Origin of the sequence: Mucilaginibacter pedocola (assembly GCF_002013915.1) — a bacterium.
Lineage (GTDB): Bacteria > Bacteroidota > Bacteroidia > Sphingobacteriales > Sphingobacteriaceae > Mucilaginibacter > Mucilaginibacter pedocola.
Genome location: NZ_MBTF01000023.1, coordinates 344,207 through 365,080, shown reverse-complemented (window position 1 = coordinate 365,080; position 20,874 = coordinate 344,207). Strand labels below are relative to the sequence as shown.

The following is a 20,874-nucleotide window of genomic DNA, read 5'->3' as shown; positions in this document are numbered from 1 at the left end:
TTAAAAAAATAAAAATATGCAATTAAATACTTGCGTATTTAATTCTGCAATCATATGTTTGCATAATGATAGTTCGCAGAGACGTTTTCCAGGCCATAGCCGACCCTACCCGCCGCCAAATCATCAGCCGCATTGCTGCCGAAAGCATGAATTTAAATGCCGTGGCCGATGCTTTTGATATCAGCAGGCAGGCGGTATCAAACCATATTAAAATTTTAACCGAGTGCGGCTTGGTGACCATTCGCCAACAAGGCCGCGAACGTTTTTGTGAAGCGCGGCTGGAACAACTGAACGAAGTGGCCGATTGGGTAGAAGAATCGAAAAAACTATGGGCCGGCCGTTTTAATGCTTTGGATAAATTTTTAGTACAGATACAAGCAAAACCCACAGACGATGGAACAAAATAAAGCAACTGCTACAAAAGAGGTTTGGATAAGCCACCTGTGCGATGCGCCGCGCGAGGTAGTATTTAAAGCATGGACTAATCCCGAACAACTGAAACAATGGTACGCGCCAGATGGCTGCACTATTGATATATTGCACATGGACGTACGCCCGGGCGGCACCTTCCAAACTTGCATACACAACCCCGTTTATGGCGATTGCTGGTGCAAGGGCGAGTATTTGGAGGTTGCGGAGCCGGAGAAATTGATGTTCTCTATTTACATTACGGATCCTAAGGGTAACCGATTGGAAGATAGCGGCAAAGACGAAAAATGGCCGGGCACTATCATCACCACCGTTACGTTTAAAGCTATAGGTAACCAATGCAGCTTTACCCTGCACCAAACCGTAGCCGAAGAATTGGCCAGGCAAACCGGCGCTTACCAAAGCTGGCTGCAAATGTTCGGTAATTTGGATAAGATAATTGCATAACATTATTGATATGAATAAAAAAATATGGCAGGCGCTTTGCCTTGTTTGTATGGCGGTCCTCGCGGCTGCCTGCGCCCACTCGGCTCATAAAAAAACCATGCAAAACAATACCAATATGAAAACCGACAGCAACACCGGGTACAAAAATGTGAACGGTATAAAAATGTACTACGAAATGTATGGCGATGGTATGCCACTGGTATTGATACACGGCGGAGGCTCCACCATACGCACCAGTTTTGGCCGCACGCTGCCCCTGTTTGCACAGCATCGCAAGGTAATAGCGGTAGACCTACAGGGTAACGGCCACACCAGCGACCGCGATGCCCCCTACTCGTTCAAACAGGATGCCGACGATGTTGCCGAATTGCTTAAACAGTTAAATATTCAAAAAGCCGATTTTATGGGCTTCAGTAACGGCGGGCAAACTACCTTACAGATAGCCATGAGCTATCCGCAGCTTACACGTAAAATTGTGGTTGCATCATCGTTCACCAAAAAGGAAGGTGCGCAGCCCTGGTTTTGGGATTTTATGAGCAAGGCAAGTTTTAAAGATATGCCGCAGCAATACAAGGACGAATTCCGCTCCATTAACCCCGACCCGAAAGCGCTACAGGCCATGCACGATAAATCGCTCCACCGTATGCAGCATTTTACCGGCTGGGCCGATAGCGAAATAGCGCAAATAAAAGTCCCCGCCCTTATTATGACCGGAGATGCCGACGTAGCCCCGACAGCCCACGCCGTAGAAATTACCCAATTGATAAAAGGCTCCAAATTGGCCGTTTTCCCCGGCGGGCACGGCGAATACTTGGGTGAATTGGTAGCGGGCAAAAAAGGCAGCAAGGTGCCGGAGTTGGCCGCGGCGCTTGTGGAAGAGTTTTTGGATGAGTAAGGAGGCGTGCATCACTTTTGTATTGATAAATAAATTGTAAATTTGTTTAAGACAGGGAATCAAAACGATGACTACATTAAATTATCCTTTAAGCAACATACAGATAGAGTTGATGAAGCTCTATGGTACCAATTTGTCTGACAGTGATCTTTATGATTTGAAGAACCTACTGGCTCGCTTTTTTGCGGAACGCGCCATAGTAACCGCTGACGCCATATGGGATAAAAAAGGGTTAACCGATGACGACATGGATAAGTTGTTAAATGCAGAAAGTTAATAAGCTGATCGTTGTTCTCGACACGAACATTTTATTAGTTTCTATTTCAAGTCGTTCAAAGTATCATTGGCTTTACCAAGCCTTGTTAAATAACGAATTTCAAATAGCTATTAGCCCGGAGATTTTATTGGAGTATGAGGAGAAAATCAGTGAGCATTGGAATAACGATGTTGCGTTGAATGTCAGCCGCTCACTTACTGAACTTCATAACGTTTTACTTATAAACGTCTATTATAACTTAAATTTAATCACCGCTGATTTAGATGATAATAAATTTGTTGACTGTGCATTTGCAGCAAACGCAGACTATATCGTCACCCAGGACCACCATTTCAATGTTGTGAAAAATGTTGAATTTCCACGTATTCCAATAATGGACATACATCAGTTCAAGCAAGCCTTAGGCTATTGAGCCAAATCAGCTAATTACCTCCCCTCAGGTACATATTGATAAACCACCTCATAAGGCACATTCTTCAGTTTCGACGATAGCTCGCCGATGCGCAGGTCTTCGCGTTGCGGGGTGGGTTCGCAAACGGTGTAGGGCTGCCCTTTGTACATAATGGGTTTGCCGCCTGCCGGTTTGCTGAATTGTACTGCCATGGTAATATGGGTTGGGTACAGCAGTGCTATCATAGGCAGGTTGTAAATTTCCTTTACCAGGTAAAAGAACAAAGCCGCGCGGTCGTCGCAATCGCTGTATTTGGCAAAGAGGGTTTCTTCGGGCGAAAGGCGTTTTTCTTTGCCGTAGTTTTCTTCATCGTTCTCGTACAAAAAGGCATAACGGGTAAAGTGCATCAGGTAATCAACCCCTTTCTTTTGGCTCATGCCTTTCATGTTCTGCTTCAGCAAAGGTATCAGCGAGCTGTATGTTTCTTTACTCAACGGGATGTTGAAATAACTTTCAAAATCAACGCCGGGATAGTTCATAAAAATGGTTTCTACCTCGGGGTTTAATTTGATGTTGAAGTAATAGGCTTTATGATGATAGGTGAACTGTAGTTCCTTCTCCTGGTAATCGGATGCCTTAAAATTGGGCATGCGGGTCACTTTGTAAGAGAATGCCTTTGTAGCTTCGGCTATGTTGATGTTTACCGGTATGGGCGGGTTTTGGTTGAGGTTTGCCCTGGCATAATCGTGGTAATTGAGGCACATGTACTTCTGCCCTTCCACATTAAAAGACGGGATATCCGTAATGTCCTCATCGTTCAGCACATAAAATATTACCTTATCATCGCCGGTAATGGCCAGCCGGGCATCGTAACCGCTTTTGGCCAGCAAAAACCATTTGTATAAAGTATAGCGACCGTAGTTATCTGCTTTGGGGCTTATCTGCTGCGCGGTCTTACGGATGAGTTGGTAATAGAGCCAATCATTAAGCTGGTAGCGGTCTTTGTAGGCCGTAAGCGAATCAACTACAGGCGCATAATTGCCCGCATTCATTTGCCTGTAAAAATCTTTAACGGTGGTTTGCGATAGTTTTAGCGGCACACTAAGGATGAGTGCCTTATCTATTTTGCTGTTGAAAGTTCCGTTGTAAAACTCAAAGCATATCCTTTGCTCATCGGCCCTGGCACTGGTGAACGCAAAAACAAGCCCAAACAAGCAGGCCACACCTATCCTTACAACACGAAACAATTTAAGTTTATAATTGGTGCTTTAAATTTACATACAATTAACGTTATGTTTACATAAAATGTTGCAAATTATTTTTTGTGATGCTCGTAGGCCATCCGCAATAAGCTGATAGCAAAATCCATATCCGCCTCATCTTTAATATAAAAACTTATCCAGCCCGAGTTTTTAAAGCTATGATGATGTTGCACCCGTCCGTCCTCTTCCATCAACTGTTGTTTTATTTTCCGGCTCAGCAACATATCTAAAAGTCCGTTGCTATGAATGTGCCCTAATTCACGCCGGCCGAGGTTAAATTGAAGCCCACCATATTTATGAATGCTTGTAGTAATTCCTGTCCATTTCTCAACTTCGGCTTCAATATTATCGATATAGTCAAGCGTTTTTCTGCCATTAATCACCTCCCATATTTTTAACCATGCATCAAACACCACCCCCAGCCCGGGAATGAATTTTAGGAAGCCGAGATATTTAATAACGAACAAGAACATTTACCGCGCCTCGCTTATCTCTTTAATATGTTCCATTACGCGGATATGTACATTACGGGTAATGCTTTTGGCCCAAATACCGTAATACCAGGCCGGGAAAACGTAAAGGCGGTACCAGCTGTTGCCGGTTACGGTTGTGGTGCCGTTACCGTTATCCTTCAAAAGGAATTGCCCGCGCAGGATATCGATGTGCCCCATTATCTCCGGGTCGCGCGGTTGGTTGGTGATATCGAAAATGAGGTTTTTATTTTCTTCATAGGTGGTTATCTTTTCATCGAACACGTAACCATTACTAAAAATACACTTGCGCTTGGCACCTAAATAATAACCTTCGGCGGTAGATTCCACCGGGCTGGGCATCCCAATTTTGAAAAGCCAGTATTTATCGGGCGAGGTGTTGCGTTTATAGGCCACCACGTTCTTCCAAACGGTGCTTACCGGGGCATTGACCACCATTTCGTCGGCCACCATATTTTCGTAATGATGTTCCGACATCACATCTACGAAGAAGAATATGGCCAGTAGCGCTACTACACTCACGTTCAATGTTTGGTTATCCCTTTTGAACATATAGCGGCCCGCGTAACAACCTGCCAGCATAAACGACCATAACAATGGCGACAATATCACCAGGCAGATAACCCCTTCGCGCAAAAAACCAAAACTAAGCGCAATGGCTATAAATGAGTTATACCATGCCCGGCTTACTAACCTGCTACCCGGCAAAGGCTCGTGCCTCCAAAACCATACAGCAATAATGCCCATCAAAAAAGGCACTATCAAAAACTCAGCGAGCGTATACGTTCCGCCTAAAAAATCATAGGTTTTCGCGGTAAGGTATTTAGTGAGGCCTATAATAAGTAAGCCAACCAGGTTTGATACCAAATACCCGTTGAATAAAGGAGTGAGCACTTTTTTCATAATTGTGATAAGGTTTAGTTAATATCGTATTTTCAGTATAATTTGAAATTTATAGTCACAAAAAAATGTTACTTGAACATTTTAAAAATAGAGCCCCAAAACCAGTTCTCTTCTGCCTTCAGCATGGTCTCCAAAGTTTTATCCACGTTTTTAGCCAGCTTATTAATATCGTTTACCGATTTATTGAAGGTTTTAAAGGCTTCGTCTTTTTTATCGCCCTCTACTTTGCTCAGTTCATCCAATATTTTAATGATGGGGTCCAGCTCGCGTTTGCGGCGTTCTTTGGCCACCTGGCGGGCAATGTTCCAGGTATCTTTATCGGCAAAAAAGTATTCTTTGCGTTCTCCGGCCTTGTGTTGTTTTTCTACCAGGCCCCAGCTGATGAGGTCGCGCAGAGTCATATTAGCGTTACCGCGCGATATTTTCAACTCCTCCATTATCTCCTCTGTGGTAAGCGCCTCTGGGCTCACCATCAGCAAAGCATGCACCTGCGCCATGGTGCGGTTTATCCCCCACTCCGATCCCAACTTGCCCCAGGCCTCAATAAACTTACTCTTTGCTTCAGGTAATTGCATGTACAAATATAAATAAGTTTTCTAACTTTCAAAATAATTTGAAAGTTTATTTTTAATAAATGATGGCTATTTAACCACGGAGGTCACGGAGGGAAAAAACGCAGAGGTTCACAGAGCCTGTTTCGTCGCTACTTTTTTCACGCAAAGGCGCCAAGCCGCAAAGCCGTAAAGAAAAAAATATTTACAAAGCGCGTAAAACTCTTAGTGTTCTTGCAAAGCTCTCTGCGAACCTCTGTGTAGAACTCTGTGGTTAAATTCGACTACTTACCCAATGAAGATAAAAACCTCTCCGCAACCTCCAAATGCCCCTTCCTTTTCTCCCCCGGCATTTTATCGAAAGTTTTTATCAGCATGCCCAGCCTTGGGTTTTGGAGGAAGAAGTTGCGGTGCACGTGCATAAAGCGCCAAAACAAGCCGTCCCATATTTCCTGCCAGGGTCCTTTTTGCCAGTCGCCCATTTTCATTAAGTAATTGCTGCTGCTGATGTAGGGTTTGGTCATCATCAGCCCGCCGTCGGCAAACTGCGTCATGCCGTAGGTGTTGGGTACCATCACCCAATCATAGGCATCTACATACATCTCCATAAACCAGCGGTAAACCTGGTGAGGGTCAAATTCGCAGAGCAGCATGAAGTTCCCCATCACCATCAGCCGTTCGATATGGTGCGAATAGCCTGTCCGCAGTACTTTTCTAATAACGGTATCAACGGGCAATATCCCCGTTTCGCCCTTCCAAAAAGATGCGGGTATTTTACGCTTAAAGCCCCAATAGTTTTTGGTTCGCTGCTTCACATGCTCGCGCTCGTAAACGATATGGATAAATTCGCGCCAGCCCATTACCTGCCTGATGAAACCCTCGAGCGAATTTAGCGGCACATCGTTTTCACCTGCAAACTCCAATACCCTATCAATAATTTGCTGAGGGTTAAGCAGCCCGATATTCAGCATAGGCGTTAGCACCGAATGGTACAGGAAACTTTCGCCTGCCACCATGGCATCTTCATAAACACCAAAATTGCCAAAGCGCTGTTTCAAAAAATCATCCAGCCATCGTTCGGCCTCTTTAAAATTAATGGGGTAAAAGCCACCGAGGTTACCAAAAGGCGATGCGGTGCTGCCGTAATTATCGGGGTAATTTTTATCTACCCAGACAGCGGCCTCATCAATATACTTATTTGGCGAAGGTACATTCAGCAAAGGAACTACCTCGTTCTTCGGGAATTTGAGGCGGTTCTCTGTATCGTAGGTCCACTTGCCGCCAATGGGAGTGCCGTTTATCTCGAGCAAAATATTCCGCTGTTTACGCTGCGCTATGTAAAAATCGGTTTGAAAATAAGTTTTACGCCCGTCGAAGAACTCCGCAACATCATCTGTACTATTGAGCCAGTTGGGGCTGCGGTATTCGGCAAGTTGTATACCGTGCCCGGCACAACAACTATCGAGGCGTTTCTCCAGCCAATCATCCGCCACATGGGCGTAGTGGATGGTTTTAACGCCCAACCCCGCTAAATGCGGCACTAATTCGCACACATCGGCAAGCGGATCGGTGGCTTCTATGTAAGTAATATCTAAACCCTTACCGAGTAAATAGTCCGCATAACACTTCATAGATGCGCGGTGTAGTATAAGTTTCTTTTTGTGGAAGCTATACTGATTAAAAAACAACCACTCTTCCACCAAATAAATCGCCCGTGAGGCATGCACCGCCGGATGCTTTTCGAATAACTGGTGCGGAAAGATGAGGGTGATGGCGTTCATGAAATAGGAACATCTTTTGATCGCTAATGTTCTGAACCCTGATTCGCTTGATTTAAGGATTATCCGATGGATGCCGATCATGATCCAATATGGCAGATTACAAAACCAACTAATCAGAGAATCCCAAAATCAAGCGAATCAAGGTTCAGACAAATCAGTGAAATCAAATCTAATCGTTGGAATCGGTGCCCAAAAAAATCCTGCCTAATCGTATCCTTCCCTTAATCCTGTTAACTAACTCCGCAAATAAATTCGTGTTGCATAGGGGTAAACCCATCCTGTCTTGTAATCTATCTATGAGAACAATTTTAGTAACCGGCGCAACGGGCTTCATTGGCCGCCAACTTTGCCTCGCTTTGGCCGAACAAGGTAACCGTGTAAAGGCGCTTTGCCGCAATACCGGGCATCCCCTGCTTATTAAACACCCTAATATTACTCCCGTTCAGGGCGATATTCTTTATCCGGCAAGCCTGAAGAAAGCTATGCAGGGCGTTACCGAAGTTTACCACACGGCCGCACTTGCCAAAATGTGGTGCCGAAACCCGGATGACTTTTACGAGACCAATGTTACCGGCACACGCAATGTGCTGCAAGCCGCAGCCGATGCGGATGTAAAGCGCGTGGTTTACACCAGTACCTGCGGCGTTTGGGGGCCAACCCTCAACTTCCCGCTAAGCGAGGATGAACCGCGCATTGTGGGTTTCCCCATTGCGTACGAGCGCACCAAATACCTGGCCGAGCTGGAGGTGCAACAATTTGTAAACCGTGGACTGGATGCAGTTACCGTAAATCCGTCGCGCGTTTTTGGCGAGGGACCTGTTACCGATAGCAATACTGTAAGCAAAATGGTTGGCGGCTATTTAAAAGGCAAATGGCGCGTAATACCGGGCAGCGGCGAACAGGTGGCTAATTACGCCTACCTGCCCGATGTGGTTGCTGGCCACATAGCCGCTATGGACAAGGGCATAAAAGGCAACCGCTATATTCTGGGCGGAGAGGATATTAGTTTCAACCAGTTTTTCGATACTGTAAAGAATGTTTCGGGAATTAAACATAACCTCGTGCGTGTACCGCAAAAGGTTATTAAATTTTATAGCCATATCGAGCGTGTTAAAACACAGCTAACCGGCCTACCGCCTTTCTTTCTGCCCGAGTTTGCCGACCGCCTCAAATTCGATCAAAAATACAGCAGTCAAAAAGCCACCACGCAATTGGGCTACCGCATTACCCCGTTTGCAGATGCCATGCAACGCACCGTTAATTACCTGAAACAAGCCTGAAATATATGCCACAATTAACTGCCATTATTACCGGTGCCAGCGAGGGGCTTGGTAAATCGTTCGCCATTGAACTGGCGCAGCGCAATTTTAATTTAGTACTGGTTGCCCTCCCCGGTTCGAGTTTGCCGCAACTGGCTTCTTACATCCGCAAAAACTTCAACATCCGGGTAGACGAACTGGAAATGGACCTTACTGATGCCGATGCCTACCCCGGCATCTTCAATTACCTGCACCTAACGGGCATTACCGCGCACATGCTTATTAACAATGCCGGGCTGGGCAACTGGGCCTGGTTCGAGGATAAGAACATCCTCTTCTACAAAAAACAGATAGAGCTGAACGTAATAACGCCTGTTTTGCTCACGCGGTTGTTTTTAGAGCAATGCGATAAGGCAGAAACATCATACATCCTGAATGTAGGCAGCCTGGGCGGCTTGTTTGTGGTACCCAAGAAACAGGTTTATGGTGCCACCAAATCGTTCATCCGTTATTTTACCAAGTGCCTGCAACTGGAACTGTCGGGCAGTAAGGTGCGCATCAGCCTGCTCAGCCCCGGCGGCATCAACACCAAGCCCGAATTGCTGGTGATGAACAACAAGCTGAAAGGCATAGGCAAAGCCACCATTATGGAAGCGGAAGACGTAGCGCGCATAGCTATCGACGGGCTGCTGAAGGGTAAAAAAGAGATCATCCCCGGGCTGGCTAATCGCTTTTTGGTTTTACTAAACAGCATGCTCCCGGGCGTTGTTAAAGAGAGCATTATCAGGAACCGTTTAAAACTCATACTAAAAAGCTGATGATAGTACGATCGATAAACAACTACCCGCACATTAAAGTGTTATGCCGTTTCTTCAACAGCTTAAGCAATACGGTTGAGCTGCGCGATGATGAAACCCTTGCGGTAACATCAGGAGAGTTTAACGGCCTTACTTTTGCTTTTGAAATGGGTGTTTGCAATGTGAGCACTTGTAATGGCAGCATTTGTTTCGACTTTGGGAAAGGTTTTGATACCGAGGCGCTGATGCAGGGGTTGGTGAAGCACCACATCATTAAATGTGTAGAATTAAGCTGACTTAACTCCGGAAGAAAAAGCCATTCCTAAATGAATTTATTTCCGCGGCTCTTCTGCTATGGCATCTTCAATAATGATTTCTAATCGTTTGCTTTTTACAGCAACAGACTTAACATTCCCGCCAAATCGCCATGTTTTACCGGTATTTGCTTGTACGTCCGCAACGGTCCACTTGTTTTTCAATACTATGCGATATAACGTAAACACCACATCGTCCTCTGTATTGCCCTCCGTCAGCGTTAAAGTATCGGGGGCATTTAGGTCTGCTGTATACGAGTCTGACTCGCGTTTTTGGGATATCGGATACGCGGGAAGCCAAACAGGCTTACCAACAAAACCCGTTACGCTACTTAATACTTCAGATTTGGTAACCTTACCGGTACTTAGCAGGCCAGCTTCGGAAAGTATGTACATATACCGCAACTTCGACGCCTCCCGGCTGTTTACTTCTGTGAAAGGAATACTGCTTAAAAAAGATAAAGATAATTTATTGGCGGGCACCCAGTCTTCCGCAACAATCATGTCCACAAGGCGGCTCCAATCTTTCCTTGCTATCTCTGGTTGGGCGTAGGTGTTTGAAAATACGAGTAAAAATAGAATACCGAAAAGCAGCTTTTTCATCGTCAGTATATTACTTCGTTTTGGTGAAATCCAAATCCTGAAAATCATAGCTAAAATCTGTAGCGGGGCTTATGGCTTTCATTTTTAAGCCTGTTGGTTTGCCGTTCTCGTCGGTTGTGAACATGGCAAAGGCGTCTGCATCCATGCTTCGTTTGTTCCATTTTACTACAAACGTGTTGCCTTTGTAAAAGAACATTTGCCCGGTTAAATGCGGCGAGCGTTTGGCCGCGAACCAAAGCTGGCCATTCTTTTGGCTTATGGTGGCATCGCCAAGCCAGTTATCATGGTAGGTTCCGATGTATAAGCTATCCACAATTGCAGTTTTCTTTTGGCTTTCTACTTGTTTCCAAACGTCGGCCACCACCGTACCTGCTCCTGCCGATGCTTCTTTTTCCCTATCGCTGTATAGTTTCACCCAGTCTTTACCGGTATGGCCAATGTAAGTATCCAATATCTCGTTGGTAACCGCGCTGAACGCCCCGCCCGACTGCTGGTTGGTAAGCACAATAATACCCAGCTTTATTTCGGGGAACAGCGTGACCTGCGTTACCATACCATCCAGCCCGCCAGTATGGCTTGCCCTCAGGTAGCCCTTAGCATCGTTCAAAAACCAACCCAACCCGTAGCCCGCAAAATGAGCGTTGTAAGGGCCGGGGCCACCCACGGGCAACGGTGTTTGTACTGTCCACATCTGGCGGTGTATGGCGCTGCTGAATAAAGTTTTGCTTAGCCCGTCGCCATATTTACCGTCGTTCATTTGCATAATAGCCCACTTGGCCAAGTCGTTTACGCTGCTGTAAATGCCGCCGGCTGCGTTGGTGGGTTCGCTGGTGTTGCGCGGAATTACCACTACTTTGCCATCCACAGGAGCATGAGCATCAATATAATTCTTTGTATTCTTCATGCGACTGTATGATGCAAAGCTGCCCGTCATTTGAAGGGGCTTCATGATGCGGTTCTCTATAAAATCCTCCCAGCTCATGCCGCTTACGCGTTTAATAACTTCGCCGGCTACAATATAAAGCTGGTTATCGTAATCGAACTTGCTGCGGAAACTGCTCACGGGTTTCAGGTAACGCAGGTTATGGATAATGTCTTTAATCGTAAAGTCCGTCGAATCCGGGAATATCATTAAGTCGCCCGCACCTAAGCCAAGCCCGCTGCGGTGGGTAAGCAAGTCGCGAATGGTAAACTCCGCGGTAACATACGGGTCGAACATTTTAAACTCGGGGATGTAGTCGGTAACCTTATCATCCAGTTGCAGTTTGCCCTCATCAACCAGCATACCTATGGCAGCTGTAGTAAAAGCTTTACTGTTAGATGCAATGCCAAACAGGGTGTTGCCGTCTACCTTCTTCTGTGTGCGCAGCGATGCCACACCGTAGCCATTGGAGTACACCAGTTTTCCGTCCTTTACCACAGCCACGGCAATGCCCGGTACATCAAATGTTTTTAGTGCCAATTGAGCCAGGCTGTCTATTTTGGCAGGAGCCATTTGGGCCTTGGCGGTAGTTACGGATAATGCGGCAAACGCAAACGCGAGAATGGGGCGTGGTTTAAACATGATTCGGTGGGTTGGGTTAAATGCCTAAGCTAGCAAAAAGAACAGGATTAAGGGATGGAAGGATTTAAGCAGGATTTCTCTTTGCGTCGCCCTGTCCCCGATGTCATCTCGAATCCCTGAAGCGCGGGGCTCGAGCGAGAGAGGGTGAGAGATCTTTGACGAAAAGCATGAAATCTTTGCATGAGCGTATTTGCATTGTGGATTTGCGTAGCGTCTAAGTTCCCTCCTCGCTCTTACGCGCCAACCCAACACAGCTCGTTCGGGATGACATGGGGGCACAAAAAAAGCCACCGTTTACACGATGGCTCTCCGTTGGAATATATGTTGAACTTTTGCAAAAGTAGTGCTTACAATACGGCTACATCTGTTTTTGCTACCGCGAATTTGTTAGTAACGTTATCGGTTTTGTTTGTGGCTACCACGTTGCTACTGTTGATGGTGGCGCTTTGGTCGCGGGTTACGCTGTACTCGGTTACGGTACCGGCAACATCGGCTTTAGCGCGGTCGTTCACAGTGATGCTGGCTTTGTAGGCATCTAAGTCAAGTTTAGCTGAAGCGTTGTTGTACAAGGCAACATTCAGGTCGATCTTTGACAGGTTACCGAATGATTTTACTTGAGCATTATCATAAGCAGCAATGTTGCGCAAGTCGGCAGCGGTTACCCAAACTACCAATGGTTTGTTGGTGTATGATGCAATGCGTAATACGCCGTTCTCATTTTGCACCATGGCGCTTTCGGCATAGTAGCGGTTGTAAACTTTTACCTGGTCGGCGCTGCCATCGCTTACGAACAACTCCACGTTACCGCGAACTTCGATCTTGTTTATCTGGCTCACGTTGTTTAAAACGGTGGCTACTTCTTCGTTGTTATTTTGTGTTTTAGCGAAAGTAGTCGTTACGGTACCTAAGGCTAAAGTAACTATGGTGGCGATGGTTAATATTTGAGTTTTCATGGTTATAATATTTTGATAGTGAGTGTTATTGTTATTTTCTTTCGTTTTTAAATACATCAATATGACGAGTGGCAGAAAGAAACGTTACAGCAGTTTTGGCTGTATTAGACGTATGGCGGGAATATGTCGGTGAACGGCGAAAATGCGTCGGCGAAAGGATGAAGATTTTTTTTGTCTGAACTCGAATTTGGGGAATTGATCGAATTTTAGCAGAACGATTCCGGCAGCCTTTATTCTACCCATTCTAAAAATTCGTTTAATTCGAGTCCAGAAGAAAGCGCTATTCGCAAGCAGGATGCTTGCTTTGTGCCCAACCACGAGTTACGCTTCGCTAAACTCGCGGCAGCGATCAAGAAAGAGGAAATTTTCTGAACCCGAACGTTAAAAGTACCACCGGACAAGCAGAATTTATTGGATAAGGTTTAGGTAATATCCTGCCTCTCCTTGGTTTCAATTAAGCCCGGGTTCAGAAAATAATATTTTGTTATTTAGCGACAGGCCTTTTCAGCAAATAATGCAAGCCTTTACCGTCGTTATAGGTGTTAACAAATTGCCAGCCGCCCAGCCGGGCCATATAGTTAAGAGCTTCTACCATATTGGCAAATACCATAGGTTTGCGTTTTTCGTTCAGCAATTCTTTATCGTATGTGTAAAGATCGGGCATACCTTCAATAAGCAAGGTAATATTATCACTCATGAATTTAGTTACCGGCGAAATGGAGGCGTATTCTTCGGTGGCAAGGTTATGGGCAGATGCAGGGGCGATGATGTTTGTTTTTGTAGAATCGGTTTGGGCAAGTGCCATGCAGGGCAAAGCGGCAATTGCCAAAGCGAGTAGATGTTTTTCATGTGAGGGCGTTGTGGTTTTCGGAGTTTTGACTAAGGACAATAGGAAAGGTTTAACACCTTGCTAAGATTTGACAACTTTTTGATAGTTGCCAAATCTATCCCGGTACCTCCCAAAGGCGCATAAACCTTTTAGTAGCATTTTCCTGCCAAAATTTTACATTAAACCACCATTCGCTTCATAGCTAACCCTATGAAACACCGCTGTTTTTAAGTATATTTGCCAAAATTTTTAGTATAGAGTACCGATATGCAAACCAGCCTGTGCTTTATACGTTTTCCAAAGCATATATGAGCGAACAAACTATAGACCTGGGCGAACAAAGCGAAGTGGAAGTGTATGGTGCCCGGGTGCATAACCTTAAAAATATTGATGTATCGTTCCCGCGAAACAAGCTGGTGGTTATTACCGGGTTGAGCGGTAGCGGTAAATCGTCGCTGGCATTTGATACTATTTATGCCGAGGGGCAGCGACGTTATATGGAAACATTTTCGGCCTACTCGCGCCAGTTTATGGGCGGTATGGAGCGGCCCGATGTGGATAAAGTTTCAGGCTTAAGCCCTGTTATTGCCATCGAGCAAAAAACTACCAGCAAAAACCCGCGCAGTACCGTGGGTACCATTACCGAGATATACGATTTTATGCGCCTGCTTTTTGCCCGCGCAGGTGATGCCTACAGCTACACCACCGGCGAAAAAATGGAGCGCATGAGCGAAGACCAGATACTGCGTACCATTGCCGAAAAATTCGACGGGCAACCGGTGAACATCCTGGCACCTGTAGTAAAAGCGCGTAAAGGCCACTACCGCGAACTGTTTGAGAGTATACGCAAGCAGGGCTTTTTAAAGGTGTATGTAGACGGCGAAATAATGGACGTAGAGCCCAAAATGCAGGTAGACCGCTACAAAATTCACGATATTGATATTGTTGTGGATCGTTTGGTGATCAGCGAAGCCGACAGCAAGCGCCTTTACCAAAGCGTGCAGCAAGCATTAAAGATCGCTAAGGGCATCATCCGCATCGCCGATAGGGACAATAATGTAGCTTACTTCAGCAAGTATTTGATGGACCCGGTTTCGGGCATCTCGTATGATGAGCCGCAACCCAATACCTTCTCGTTCAACTCACCCTATGGCGCCTGCGAAAAGTGTAATGGTTTAGGGTATATTTTCGAGGTGGATGAAGCTTCGGTAGTACCGAACCCCAAATTGAGCATCATGAACGGCGGGCTTGCACCCATTGGCGAATACCGCGAAACCTGGATATTCCAGGTACTAAAGGCCCTTGCCAAAAAATACGAGTTCAGCCTGAGCACACCTATAGAAAAACTTACCCGCGAGCAATTGGATATCATACTGAATGGTTCGCCGGATATGATATCGGTAGCGGTGGAGTACAATAAATGGAACGTGCAGAACTACCAGATAACTTTCGACGGTATAGTGCGCATGCTGGAAGAGCAGCAGGAACGCCGCAGCGACGAAGGGATGGATGATATGGAGAATTACCGCGTACTCCGCACCTGCCCTACCTGCGAAGGCGCAAGATTGAAAAAGGAATCGCTGCACTTTAAGGTTGACGAGAAGAACATCTTCGAACTGGCTACTATGGATATTACCACGCTGAGCAAGTGGTACGATGGTTTGGAAGACCGCCTCACCGAACGCCAGAATGTAATTGCCAAAGAAATACTGAAAGAGATACGCGCCCGCATTGGCTTTTTACTGGATGTGGGCTTGAGTTATTTAACACTCGACCGTACCGCCAAAACATTATCAGGTGGCGAGGCGCAGCGTATCAGGCTGGCTACACAAATAGGCTCTCAACTGATGAATGTGATGTACATTTTGGATGAGCCAAGCATAGGCCTGCACCAGCGCGATAACGAGCGACTGATAAATGCCCTCAAAAACCTGCGCGACCTGGGCAATACCGTGTTGGTGGTAGAGCACGATAAAGATATGATACTGGAGGCCGACCACGTGATAGACATGGGACCGGCAGCCGGTGTACACGGGGGCACTGTAGTAGCCGAAGGCACTCCCGCACAGCTGATGGCCAAGCATACGCTTACTACATCATACATCAATGGCGAAAAGGAAATAGCCATCCCCCAAAAACGCCGCGAAGGCAATGGCAAAACACTGAGCCTGAAGAAAGCAACTGGGCATAACCTGAAGAAGGTATCGGTAGATTTTCCGTTGGGGAAACTCATTGGTATTACCGGGGTGTCGGGTAGTGGCAAATCAAGCTTGATAACCGAGACGCTTTACCCTATCCTTAACCACCATTTCTTCCGCGCCAAAAAGCATCCGCTGCCTTATGAGGCGATAGAAGGGTTGGATAATATTGATAAAGTTATCGAGATAGACCAAACACCTATTGGCCGTACGCCAAGGAGTAATCCGGCTACTTACACCGGTGTTTTCTCGGATATTCGTAACCTATTCGTGGCGTTGCCCGAGTCGCGCATACGCGGTTACAAGCCGGGGCGTTTCTCGTTCAACGTAAAAGGCGGGCGTTGCGAAACCTGCCAGGGCGCAGGGCAAAAGGTAATTGAAATGAACTTCCTGCCCGATGTGCAAGTGCCTTGCGAAGAATGCGGAGGCCGCCGCTACAACCGCGAAACGCTGGAAGTACGCTATCGTGGCAAATCCATAAGCGATGTGCTGGATATGAGTATCGAAGATGCTACGCCATTCTTTGAGCATATCCCGGCTATCTACCGTAAAGTAAAAACCCTAAACGATGTAGGTTTGGGTTATATCACCCTCGGGCAGGCATCAACCACCCTATCGGGCGGGGAAGCGCAACGCGTAAAACTGGCTACCGAGCTTTCTAAAAAAGACACGGGTAACACCTTCTACATACTGGATGAGCCTACAACAGGCTTGCACTTCGAGGATATTAACGTATTGCTGGGCGTAATAAACCAATTGGTTGATAAAGGCAATACCGTATTAGTGATTGAGCATAACCTGGATGTAATAAAAGTAGTTGACCACGTGATAGACCTTGGGCCCGAAGGCGGATCGGGCGGTGGTAAGATATTGTACAGCGGCACACCCGAAGGTTTGTGCAAAGTGAAAGACAGCTTTACCGGCCGTTTCCTGAAAAAGGAGATGAACATCAAATAAACAATAAAGTATATTGCGGATAGAAATGAAGCACAGCAGAGTTTTTCTATCCGCAATTATATCACTCCTCGTAGCGTACAGCTCTTCTGCATTCGCGCAAGATAATGATACCTTACTCACTTACCGCGTTGATCCGAAGAAACAAGAGTTAAAGCTCTATTGGCGCAATACAAAGGGGCAAAACTTCGGCAGCCTTCAAAACCTGAAAACAGCAGTAGAAAGTAATAAGCAACAATTACTATTCGCCATGAATGGTGGTATGTATAAGCCGGATGACACGCCGGTGGGCTTGTATATTGAGAATGGCAAAACGCTATCACCATTAGATACCGGAACTGCAAACGGTAACTTTTACCTCAAACCGAACGGTGTTTTCTATATCACCAAAAACAACACCGCTGCTGTTTGCACAACGCCCAACTTTAAAGATAACGGGCAAATCAAATACGCCACACAATCGGGGCCCATGCTGGTTATTAATGGCGAGATACATCCGGCGCTAAAAGAGAGCTCTCCCAACAAGAATATCCGCAACGGTGTGGGGATATTACCCGATGGCAGCGTTTTATTCGTGCTATCTAAACAACCTGTTAATTTCTACGATCTGGCCAATTACTTTAAGCAGCAAGGCTGTAAAAACGCTTTGTATTTGGATGGCTTTGTATCACGCGCTTATTTGCCGGGGAAGAATTGGGTGCAATTGGATGGTGAGTTTGGAGTGATGATTGGAGTGGCGAGGAAGTAAACTTGCGTGTGAGTATTTCATTCCGCCAAATACATGTACACAAACTTGTACATGTATTTAATTATATCTAATTTTATATAAAATCAAAAAACATGCAGGTAACAACTTTCACTTCATTTAGGCAACAGCTTAAGTCGTACTTAGATAAAGTTCGGAATAATCATACGCCGCTTTTTGTCACCAGCGCAAATGGTGAAGATGTGGTCGTTCTTTCAAAATCAGATTATGAAAGTATGGAGGAAACTTTCTACCTCTTAAAAAGCCCGAAAAACGCACTTCGTTTACTACAAGGAATTGAGGATTATGAAAAAGGCTTAGCTAAAGAAAGAAACCTGATAGAAGAATGAAGATAGTCTTTCTTGACCAAGGGTGGGAGGATTATCTATACTGGCAAAGTACCGATAAGACAACCCTGAGAAAGATCAATGCTTTGGTAAAGGAAATTGATCGAACTCCATTTGAAGGTAGCGGCAAACCTGAGCCGTTAAAACACAATCTCGCGGGTTGGTGGTCCCGGCGAATTAATTTAGAACATCGAATAGTATATAAGATCGAAAATGACTCTATTGTCATTTTGCAATGCAGATATCATTATTGATTTTGGCATACCAAACAATTCCCCAAACTAATACCTTAGCATTATATGCTACCTCTTTTAACTGCCCCCCAAATACGCGAAGCAGATGCTTATACCATTGCGCATGAGCCTATCTCGTCTATCGATTTGATGGAGCGGGCATCGAAGGCTTTTGTGGGTTGGTTCATTAACCATTTTCAGGATAAAAGCCAGAGTATATCGGTGTACTGCGGCACAGGTAACAACGGCGGCGACGGGCTGGCCATTACGCGTTTGCTGGATGAGCATGGGTACACCTTCATTAACGTTAAGATTATCCGTTTCAGCGACAAGGCAAGCGATGATTTTAATACAAATCTGAAACGCCTCGGCACAATAAAACAGTTAGAGATAAAGCCGACCGATAATTTCCCCGAAGAAAAAGCAAATATACTGATAGATGCCGTGTTGGGCAGCGGGTTAAATAAACCATTGGCGGGCGACTATAAAAAACTGGTTGACCACCTGAACAGCCTCAACAAAATTGTGGTAGCAGTGGACGTACCTACGGGATTTTTTACAGACGGCGAGATACCCAAGGATGCTACCATTCTCAGATCAGATATCACTATAACCTTTCAGCAGCCTAAGATAAACTTTCTGTTACCCGAGGCCGGGCCATACATTGGTTGCTGCGAGGTAGTAAAGATAGGCCTTAGCGAAGAGTTTATTAATTCTGTTGATACACCTTACCAACACGTGCAGGAGGCCGACATCCGCCAGCGCTTTAAGGCCCGCCACCGTTTCAGCAATAAGGGCATCTACGGGCATGCCCTTGTTGTGGCCGGTAAAGACGAAACTATGGGAGCAGCCCTGCTTTCAGCATCCGCCAGCGCGCATGCAGGGGCCGGGCTTACAACTGCTTGTATTCCGCAAAGTGGATTGGTAGCGCTGAACAGCTACATGCCCGAGCTGATGGCCATTATCCGCAAGGATGGAAAACTACCGGATATCGAGTGGGATAAATTCAGCACCATAGCTATTGGCCCCGGCTTGGGTAAAGATACTGAAGCCCTGAAATTACTAAAAGCTATTCTTAAAAATTATAAGAAGCCAATTGTGGTTGATGCTGATGCACTAAATCTGCTCTCGGAAAATAAAACGCTATTGAAAAAACTTCCGGCAGGAAGCGTTCTTACGCCGCATATGAAAGAGTTCGACCGGCTTTTTGGTACGCATACTAGTTGGTGGCAGCGTATACAAACTGCAAAGGATAAGGCGGCCGAGTTGAACATTATTATTGTACTGAAAAACGACTATACCATAACTGCTACGCCTGAAGGAAAGTTGTATTTTAACAGCACAGGCAACCCGGCAATGGCAACCGGTGGCATGGGCGATGTATTGACGGGTATTATTTCGGCCTTATTAGCGCAAAAATATTCGCCACAGGATGCCTGTATATTAGGTATTTATATACACGGTAAAGCCGGAGACGAATTGGCTTTACCTAACCGCATGAATGTTACCCTCCCTGGCAAGATCATACAGGAGTTACCTATTACCATGGCAAAATTAAAGGCATAAAAAAAGGGGACGTAAGTATCAAACATCCCCTTTTTTCTTATTAACTATTAACTGATCTTATAAAGAACTAAATACTTCTATGTTGTTTTGTATATATATGACGTATGAGATATATAATAGTTACTCTAACAGCATAAATTATTTTTAGTTTTTAATAAGTATAAAAAAAGCCCCGGTCCGTTTTCACGAACCGGGGCTTTGCTGTTTTTCATAAAAGCCTTACTATTATTTTGTTGCGCCTGCAACAACCATTTCGGTAAGAGTTGGGTTAACGCTACCACCCATCGGCTCTACGGTTACCGCAAACATCTCTGCATTGGCTACCGATTTCATTTCTTTAACGCCGGCGGTATCTGCTTCGCCCGGTTTATCGAACACACCCAAATCTACAGGTTTGCCGCCTACAATGGCCCAAAGCTGGTATTGGTGCTGTTTATCATGCTCCGGCAACTTCATGCTCTTCATATCAAGCACCACGCGTTGTTTATCGGCGCTCCATGCAAGGGTTAACAATGCCTCCGGCGATTTGGTAGTGCCTTTCAGTTTAAATACTTTATAGCTTGGGTCGCGGTAAATATCCAGCTCGTTATCTTTCAGTATAACCTGGTTGGCAATTTTCTGCTTATCCAACTGCATTGCGGTTAACTGTGTATTGCTTTCCTGCAGTTTGTTATAAAGGTTTACCAAAGCGTATATACTTACAAGCAGCAAAGCCAGGCAAGCTGCAAAGGCATACTTATAAAAGCCCGATGATTTAGCATTCATTTGCACCACGTTATCGGTTACCAGCTCATCATCTTCAAATATTTCTTCGGTACGGGTATGCCCGTTAGTAAAAATACGGTCGTCGGCCAGGTTAGTTACCAGTGTGCCGTTAATTTTTTGCTCCAGCAATGCTGCGGGTTCTACAGCGTGTGCTGCGGCGTAAAACTCCATCGCCTGCTCAATTTCGGTGATTTCAGCCCTCACGGCAGTGTGTTTAGCGGCCATCTCCTCCACCTGCAACTTTTCTTCCGGGCTTAATTGCCCAAGAACATAAAGTTCCAATATCCCCGATTCAATATACTCCTCGATGTTTTCCACTT

The 20,874-nt window shown here is 45.6% G+C and carries 23 protein-coding genes; 13 read left to right on the top strand and 10 right to left on the bottom strand.

Translation table 11 applies throughout. The features are described from left to right. Positions 1 to 65: 65 nt before the first annotated feature. The 5 genes from BC343_RS19235 to BC343_RS19215 all read left to right on the top strand — a co-directional run bounded on the left by BC343_RS19235 (position 66) and on the right by BC343_RS19215 (position 2,460). Positions 66 to 407, top strand: a complete 342-nt coding sequence (locus tag BC343_RS19235; RefSeq protein ID WP_078349424.1) for an ArsR/SmtB family transcription factor — start codon at positions 66 to 68, stop codon at positions 405 to 407. Beyond that, positions 394 to 876, top strand: a complete 483-nt coding sequence (locus BC343_RS19230; protein ID WP_078349423.1) for an SRPBCC family protein — start codon at positions 394 to 396, stop codon at positions 874 to 876. Before BC343_RS19235 ends, BC343_RS19230 begins: the two co-directional genes overlap by 14 nt. A gap of 10 nt (positions 877 to 886) precedes the next feature. After that, positions 887 to 1,771 carry an alpha/beta fold hydrolase gene (locus tag BC343_RS19225; protein ID WP_202909822.1) on the top strand — a complete coding sequence of 295 codons (885 nt, stop codon included), beginning with the start codon at positions 887 to 889 and terminating at the stop codon, positions 1,769 to 1,771. 67 nt (positions 1,772 to 1,838) lie between these two features. Then, on the top strand, positions 1,839 to 2,048 hold the full coding sequence (locus BC343_RS19220; protein ID WP_078349422.1) for a hypothetical protein: 210 nt from the start codon (positions 1,839 to 1,841) through the stop codon (positions 2,046 to 2,048). Further along, positions 2,035 to 2,460, top strand: a complete 426-nt coding sequence (locus tag BC343_RS19215) for a putative toxin-antitoxin system toxin component, PIN family (RefSeq protein ID WP_078349421.1) — start codon at positions 2,035 to 2,037, stop codon at positions 2,458 to 2,460. The genes BC343_RS19220 and BC343_RS19215 overlap by 14 nt, the downstream gene beginning before the upstream one ends. A 14-nt stretch (positions 2,461 to 2,474) precedes the next feature. On the opposite strand, the gene BC343_RS19210 is transcribed toward BC343_RS19215, so the two are convergent. From BC343_RS19210 to BC343_RS19190, 5 genes are all read right to left on the bottom strand, one after another. Next, complete coding sequence (locus tag BC343_RS19210) at positions 2,475 to 3,686, bottom strand: hypothetical protein (RefSeq protein ID WP_238381809.1); 1,212 nt, start codon at positions 3,684 to 3,686, stop codon at positions 2,475 to 2,477. Between the two features lie 68 nt (positions 3,687 to 3,754). Then, positions 3,755 to 4,168, bottom strand: coding sequence for a luciferase domain-containing protein (locus BC343_RS19205; RefSeq protein WP_238381808.1), 414 nt, complete (start codon positions 4,166 to 4,168; stop codon positions 3,755 to 3,757). Between the two features lie 6 nt (positions 4,169 to 4,174). Further along, positions 4,175 to 5,095, bottom strand: coding sequence for an SRPBCC family protein (locus tag BC343_RS19200; RefSeq protein WP_078349419.1), 921 nt, complete (start codon positions 5,093 to 5,095; stop codon positions 4,175 to 4,177). A gap of 68 nt (positions 5,096 to 5,163) precedes the next feature. After that, a complete protein-coding gene (locus BC343_RS19195) occupies positions 5,164 to 5,670 on the bottom strand; it encodes a GbsR/MarR family transcriptional regulator (RefSeq protein ID WP_078349418.1) in 507 nt (168 codons plus the stop codon). 260 nt (positions 5,671 to 5,930) lie between these two features. Continuing rightward, the gene (locus BC343_RS19190) at positions 5,931 to 7,427 is read right to left on the bottom strand and encodes a cryptochrome/photolyase family protein (RefSeq protein WP_078349417.1); all 1,497 of its coding nucleotides are present in this window, start codon (positions 7,425 to 7,427) and stop codon (positions 5,931 to 5,933) included. A gap of 296 nt (positions 7,428 to 7,723) precedes the next feature. Between BC343_RS19190 and BC343_RS19185 the strand changes: the two genes are divergently transcribed. From BC343_RS19185 to BC343_RS19175, 3 genes are read left to right on the top strand one after another with little or no spacing between them, the layout of a single operon-like run. After that, a complete protein-coding gene (locus BC343_RS19185; RefSeq protein ID WP_078349416.1) occupies positions 7,724 to 8,707 on the top strand; it encodes an NAD-dependent epimerase/dehydratase family protein in 984 nt (327 codons plus the stop codon). 5 nt (positions 8,708 to 8,712) lie between these two features. After that, entirely contained in the window at positions 8,713 to 9,504 is a 792-nt protein-coding gene (locus BC343_RS19180; RefSeq protein WP_078349415.1) for an SDR family NAD(P)-dependent oxidoreductase, read from the top strand. Then, on the top strand, positions 9,504 to 9,779 hold the full coding sequence (locus BC343_RS19175; protein ID WP_078349414.1) for a hypothetical protein: 276 nt from the start codon (positions 9,504 to 9,506) through the stop codon (positions 9,777 to 9,779). The genes BC343_RS19180 and BC343_RS19175 overlap by 1 nt, the downstream gene beginning before the upstream one ends. 36 nt (positions 9,780 to 9,815) lie before the next feature. Here BC343_RS19175 and BC343_RS19170 read toward each other — a convergent pair whose 3' ends face one another. The 4 genes from BC343_RS19170 to BC343_RS19155 form a co-directional block, all read right to left on the bottom strand. After that, positions 9,816 to 10,400 carry a hypothetical protein gene (locus tag BC343_RS19170; RefSeq protein WP_078349413.1) on the bottom strand — a complete coding sequence of 195 codons (585 nt, stop codon included), beginning with the start codon at positions 10,398 to 10,400 and terminating at the stop codon, positions 9,816 to 9,818. 10 nt (positions 10,401 to 10,410) lie between these two features. Next, complete coding sequence (locus tag BC343_RS19165) at positions 10,411 to 11,964, bottom strand: serine hydrolase (protein WP_078349412.1); 1,554 nt, start codon at positions 11,962 to 11,964, stop codon at positions 10,411 to 10,413. A gap of 347 nt (positions 11,965 to 12,311) precedes the next feature. Beyond that, positions 12,312 to 12,917 carry a GIN domain-containing protein gene (locus BC343_RS19160; RefSeq protein ID WP_143822268.1) on the bottom strand — a complete coding sequence of 202 codons (606 nt, stop codon included), beginning with the start codon at positions 12,915 to 12,917 and terminating at the stop codon, positions 12,312 to 12,314. A gap of 484 nt (positions 12,918 to 13,401) precedes the next feature. Beyond that, the gene (locus BC343_RS19155) at positions 13,402 to 13,722 is read right to left on the bottom strand and encodes a hypothetical protein (RefSeq protein ID WP_078349410.1); all 321 of its coding nucleotides are present in this window, start codon (positions 13,720 to 13,722) and stop codon (positions 13,402 to 13,404) included. Positions 13,723 to 14,054: 332 nt separating this feature from the next. Here BC343_RS19155 and uvrA point away from each other — a divergent pair, with 332 nt between their 5' ends. The 5 genes from uvrA (at position 14,055) to BC343_RS19130 (ending at position 19,789) form a co-directional block, all read left to right on the top strand. Further along, positions 14,055 to 16,901: an excinuclease ABC subunit UvrA gene (uvrA, locus tag BC343_RS19150; RefSeq protein WP_078349409.1), complete on the top strand. Its 2,847-nt coding sequence runs from the start codon at positions 14,055 to 14,057 to the stop codon at positions 16,899 to 16,901. A 25-nt stretch (positions 16,902 to 16,926) separates the two neighbouring features. After that, the gene (locus BC343_RS19145; RefSeq protein WP_078349408.1) at positions 16,927 to 17,646 is read left to right on the top strand and encodes a phosphodiester glycosidase family protein; all 720 of its coding nucleotides are present in this window, start codon (positions 16,927 to 16,929) and stop codon (positions 17,644 to 17,646) included. Positions 17,647 to 17,738: 92 nt separating this feature from the next. Further along, positions 17,739 to 17,993, top strand: coding sequence for a type II toxin-antitoxin system Phd/YefM family antitoxin (locus BC343_RS19140; RefSeq protein WP_078349407.1), 255 nt, complete (start codon positions 17,739 to 17,741; stop codon positions 17,991 to 17,993). Then, the gene (locus BC343_RS19135; RefSeq protein ID WP_078349406.1) at positions 17,990 to 18,244 is read left to right on the top strand and encodes a Txe/YoeB family addiction module toxin; all 255 of its coding nucleotides are present in this window, start codon (positions 17,990 to 17,992) and stop codon (positions 18,242 to 18,244) included. Before BC343_RS19140 ends, BC343_RS19135 begins: the two co-directional genes overlap by 4 nt. Before the next feature lie 45 nt (positions 18,245 to 18,289). Further along, entirely contained in the window at positions 18,290 to 19,789 is a 1,500-nt protein-coding gene (locus tag BC343_RS19130; protein WP_078349405.1) for an NAD(P)H-hydrate dehydratase, read from the top strand. Between the two features lie 225 nt (positions 19,790 to 20,014). Here BC343_RS19130 and BC343_RS19125 read toward each other — a convergent pair whose 3' ends face one another. Then, positions 20,015 to 20,872, bottom strand: coding sequence for an anti-sigma factor (locus BC343_RS19125; RefSeq protein WP_143822267.1), 858 nt, complete (start codon positions 20,870 to 20,872; stop codon positions 20,015 to 20,017). Positions 20,873 to 20,874: the final 2 nt, after the last annotated feature.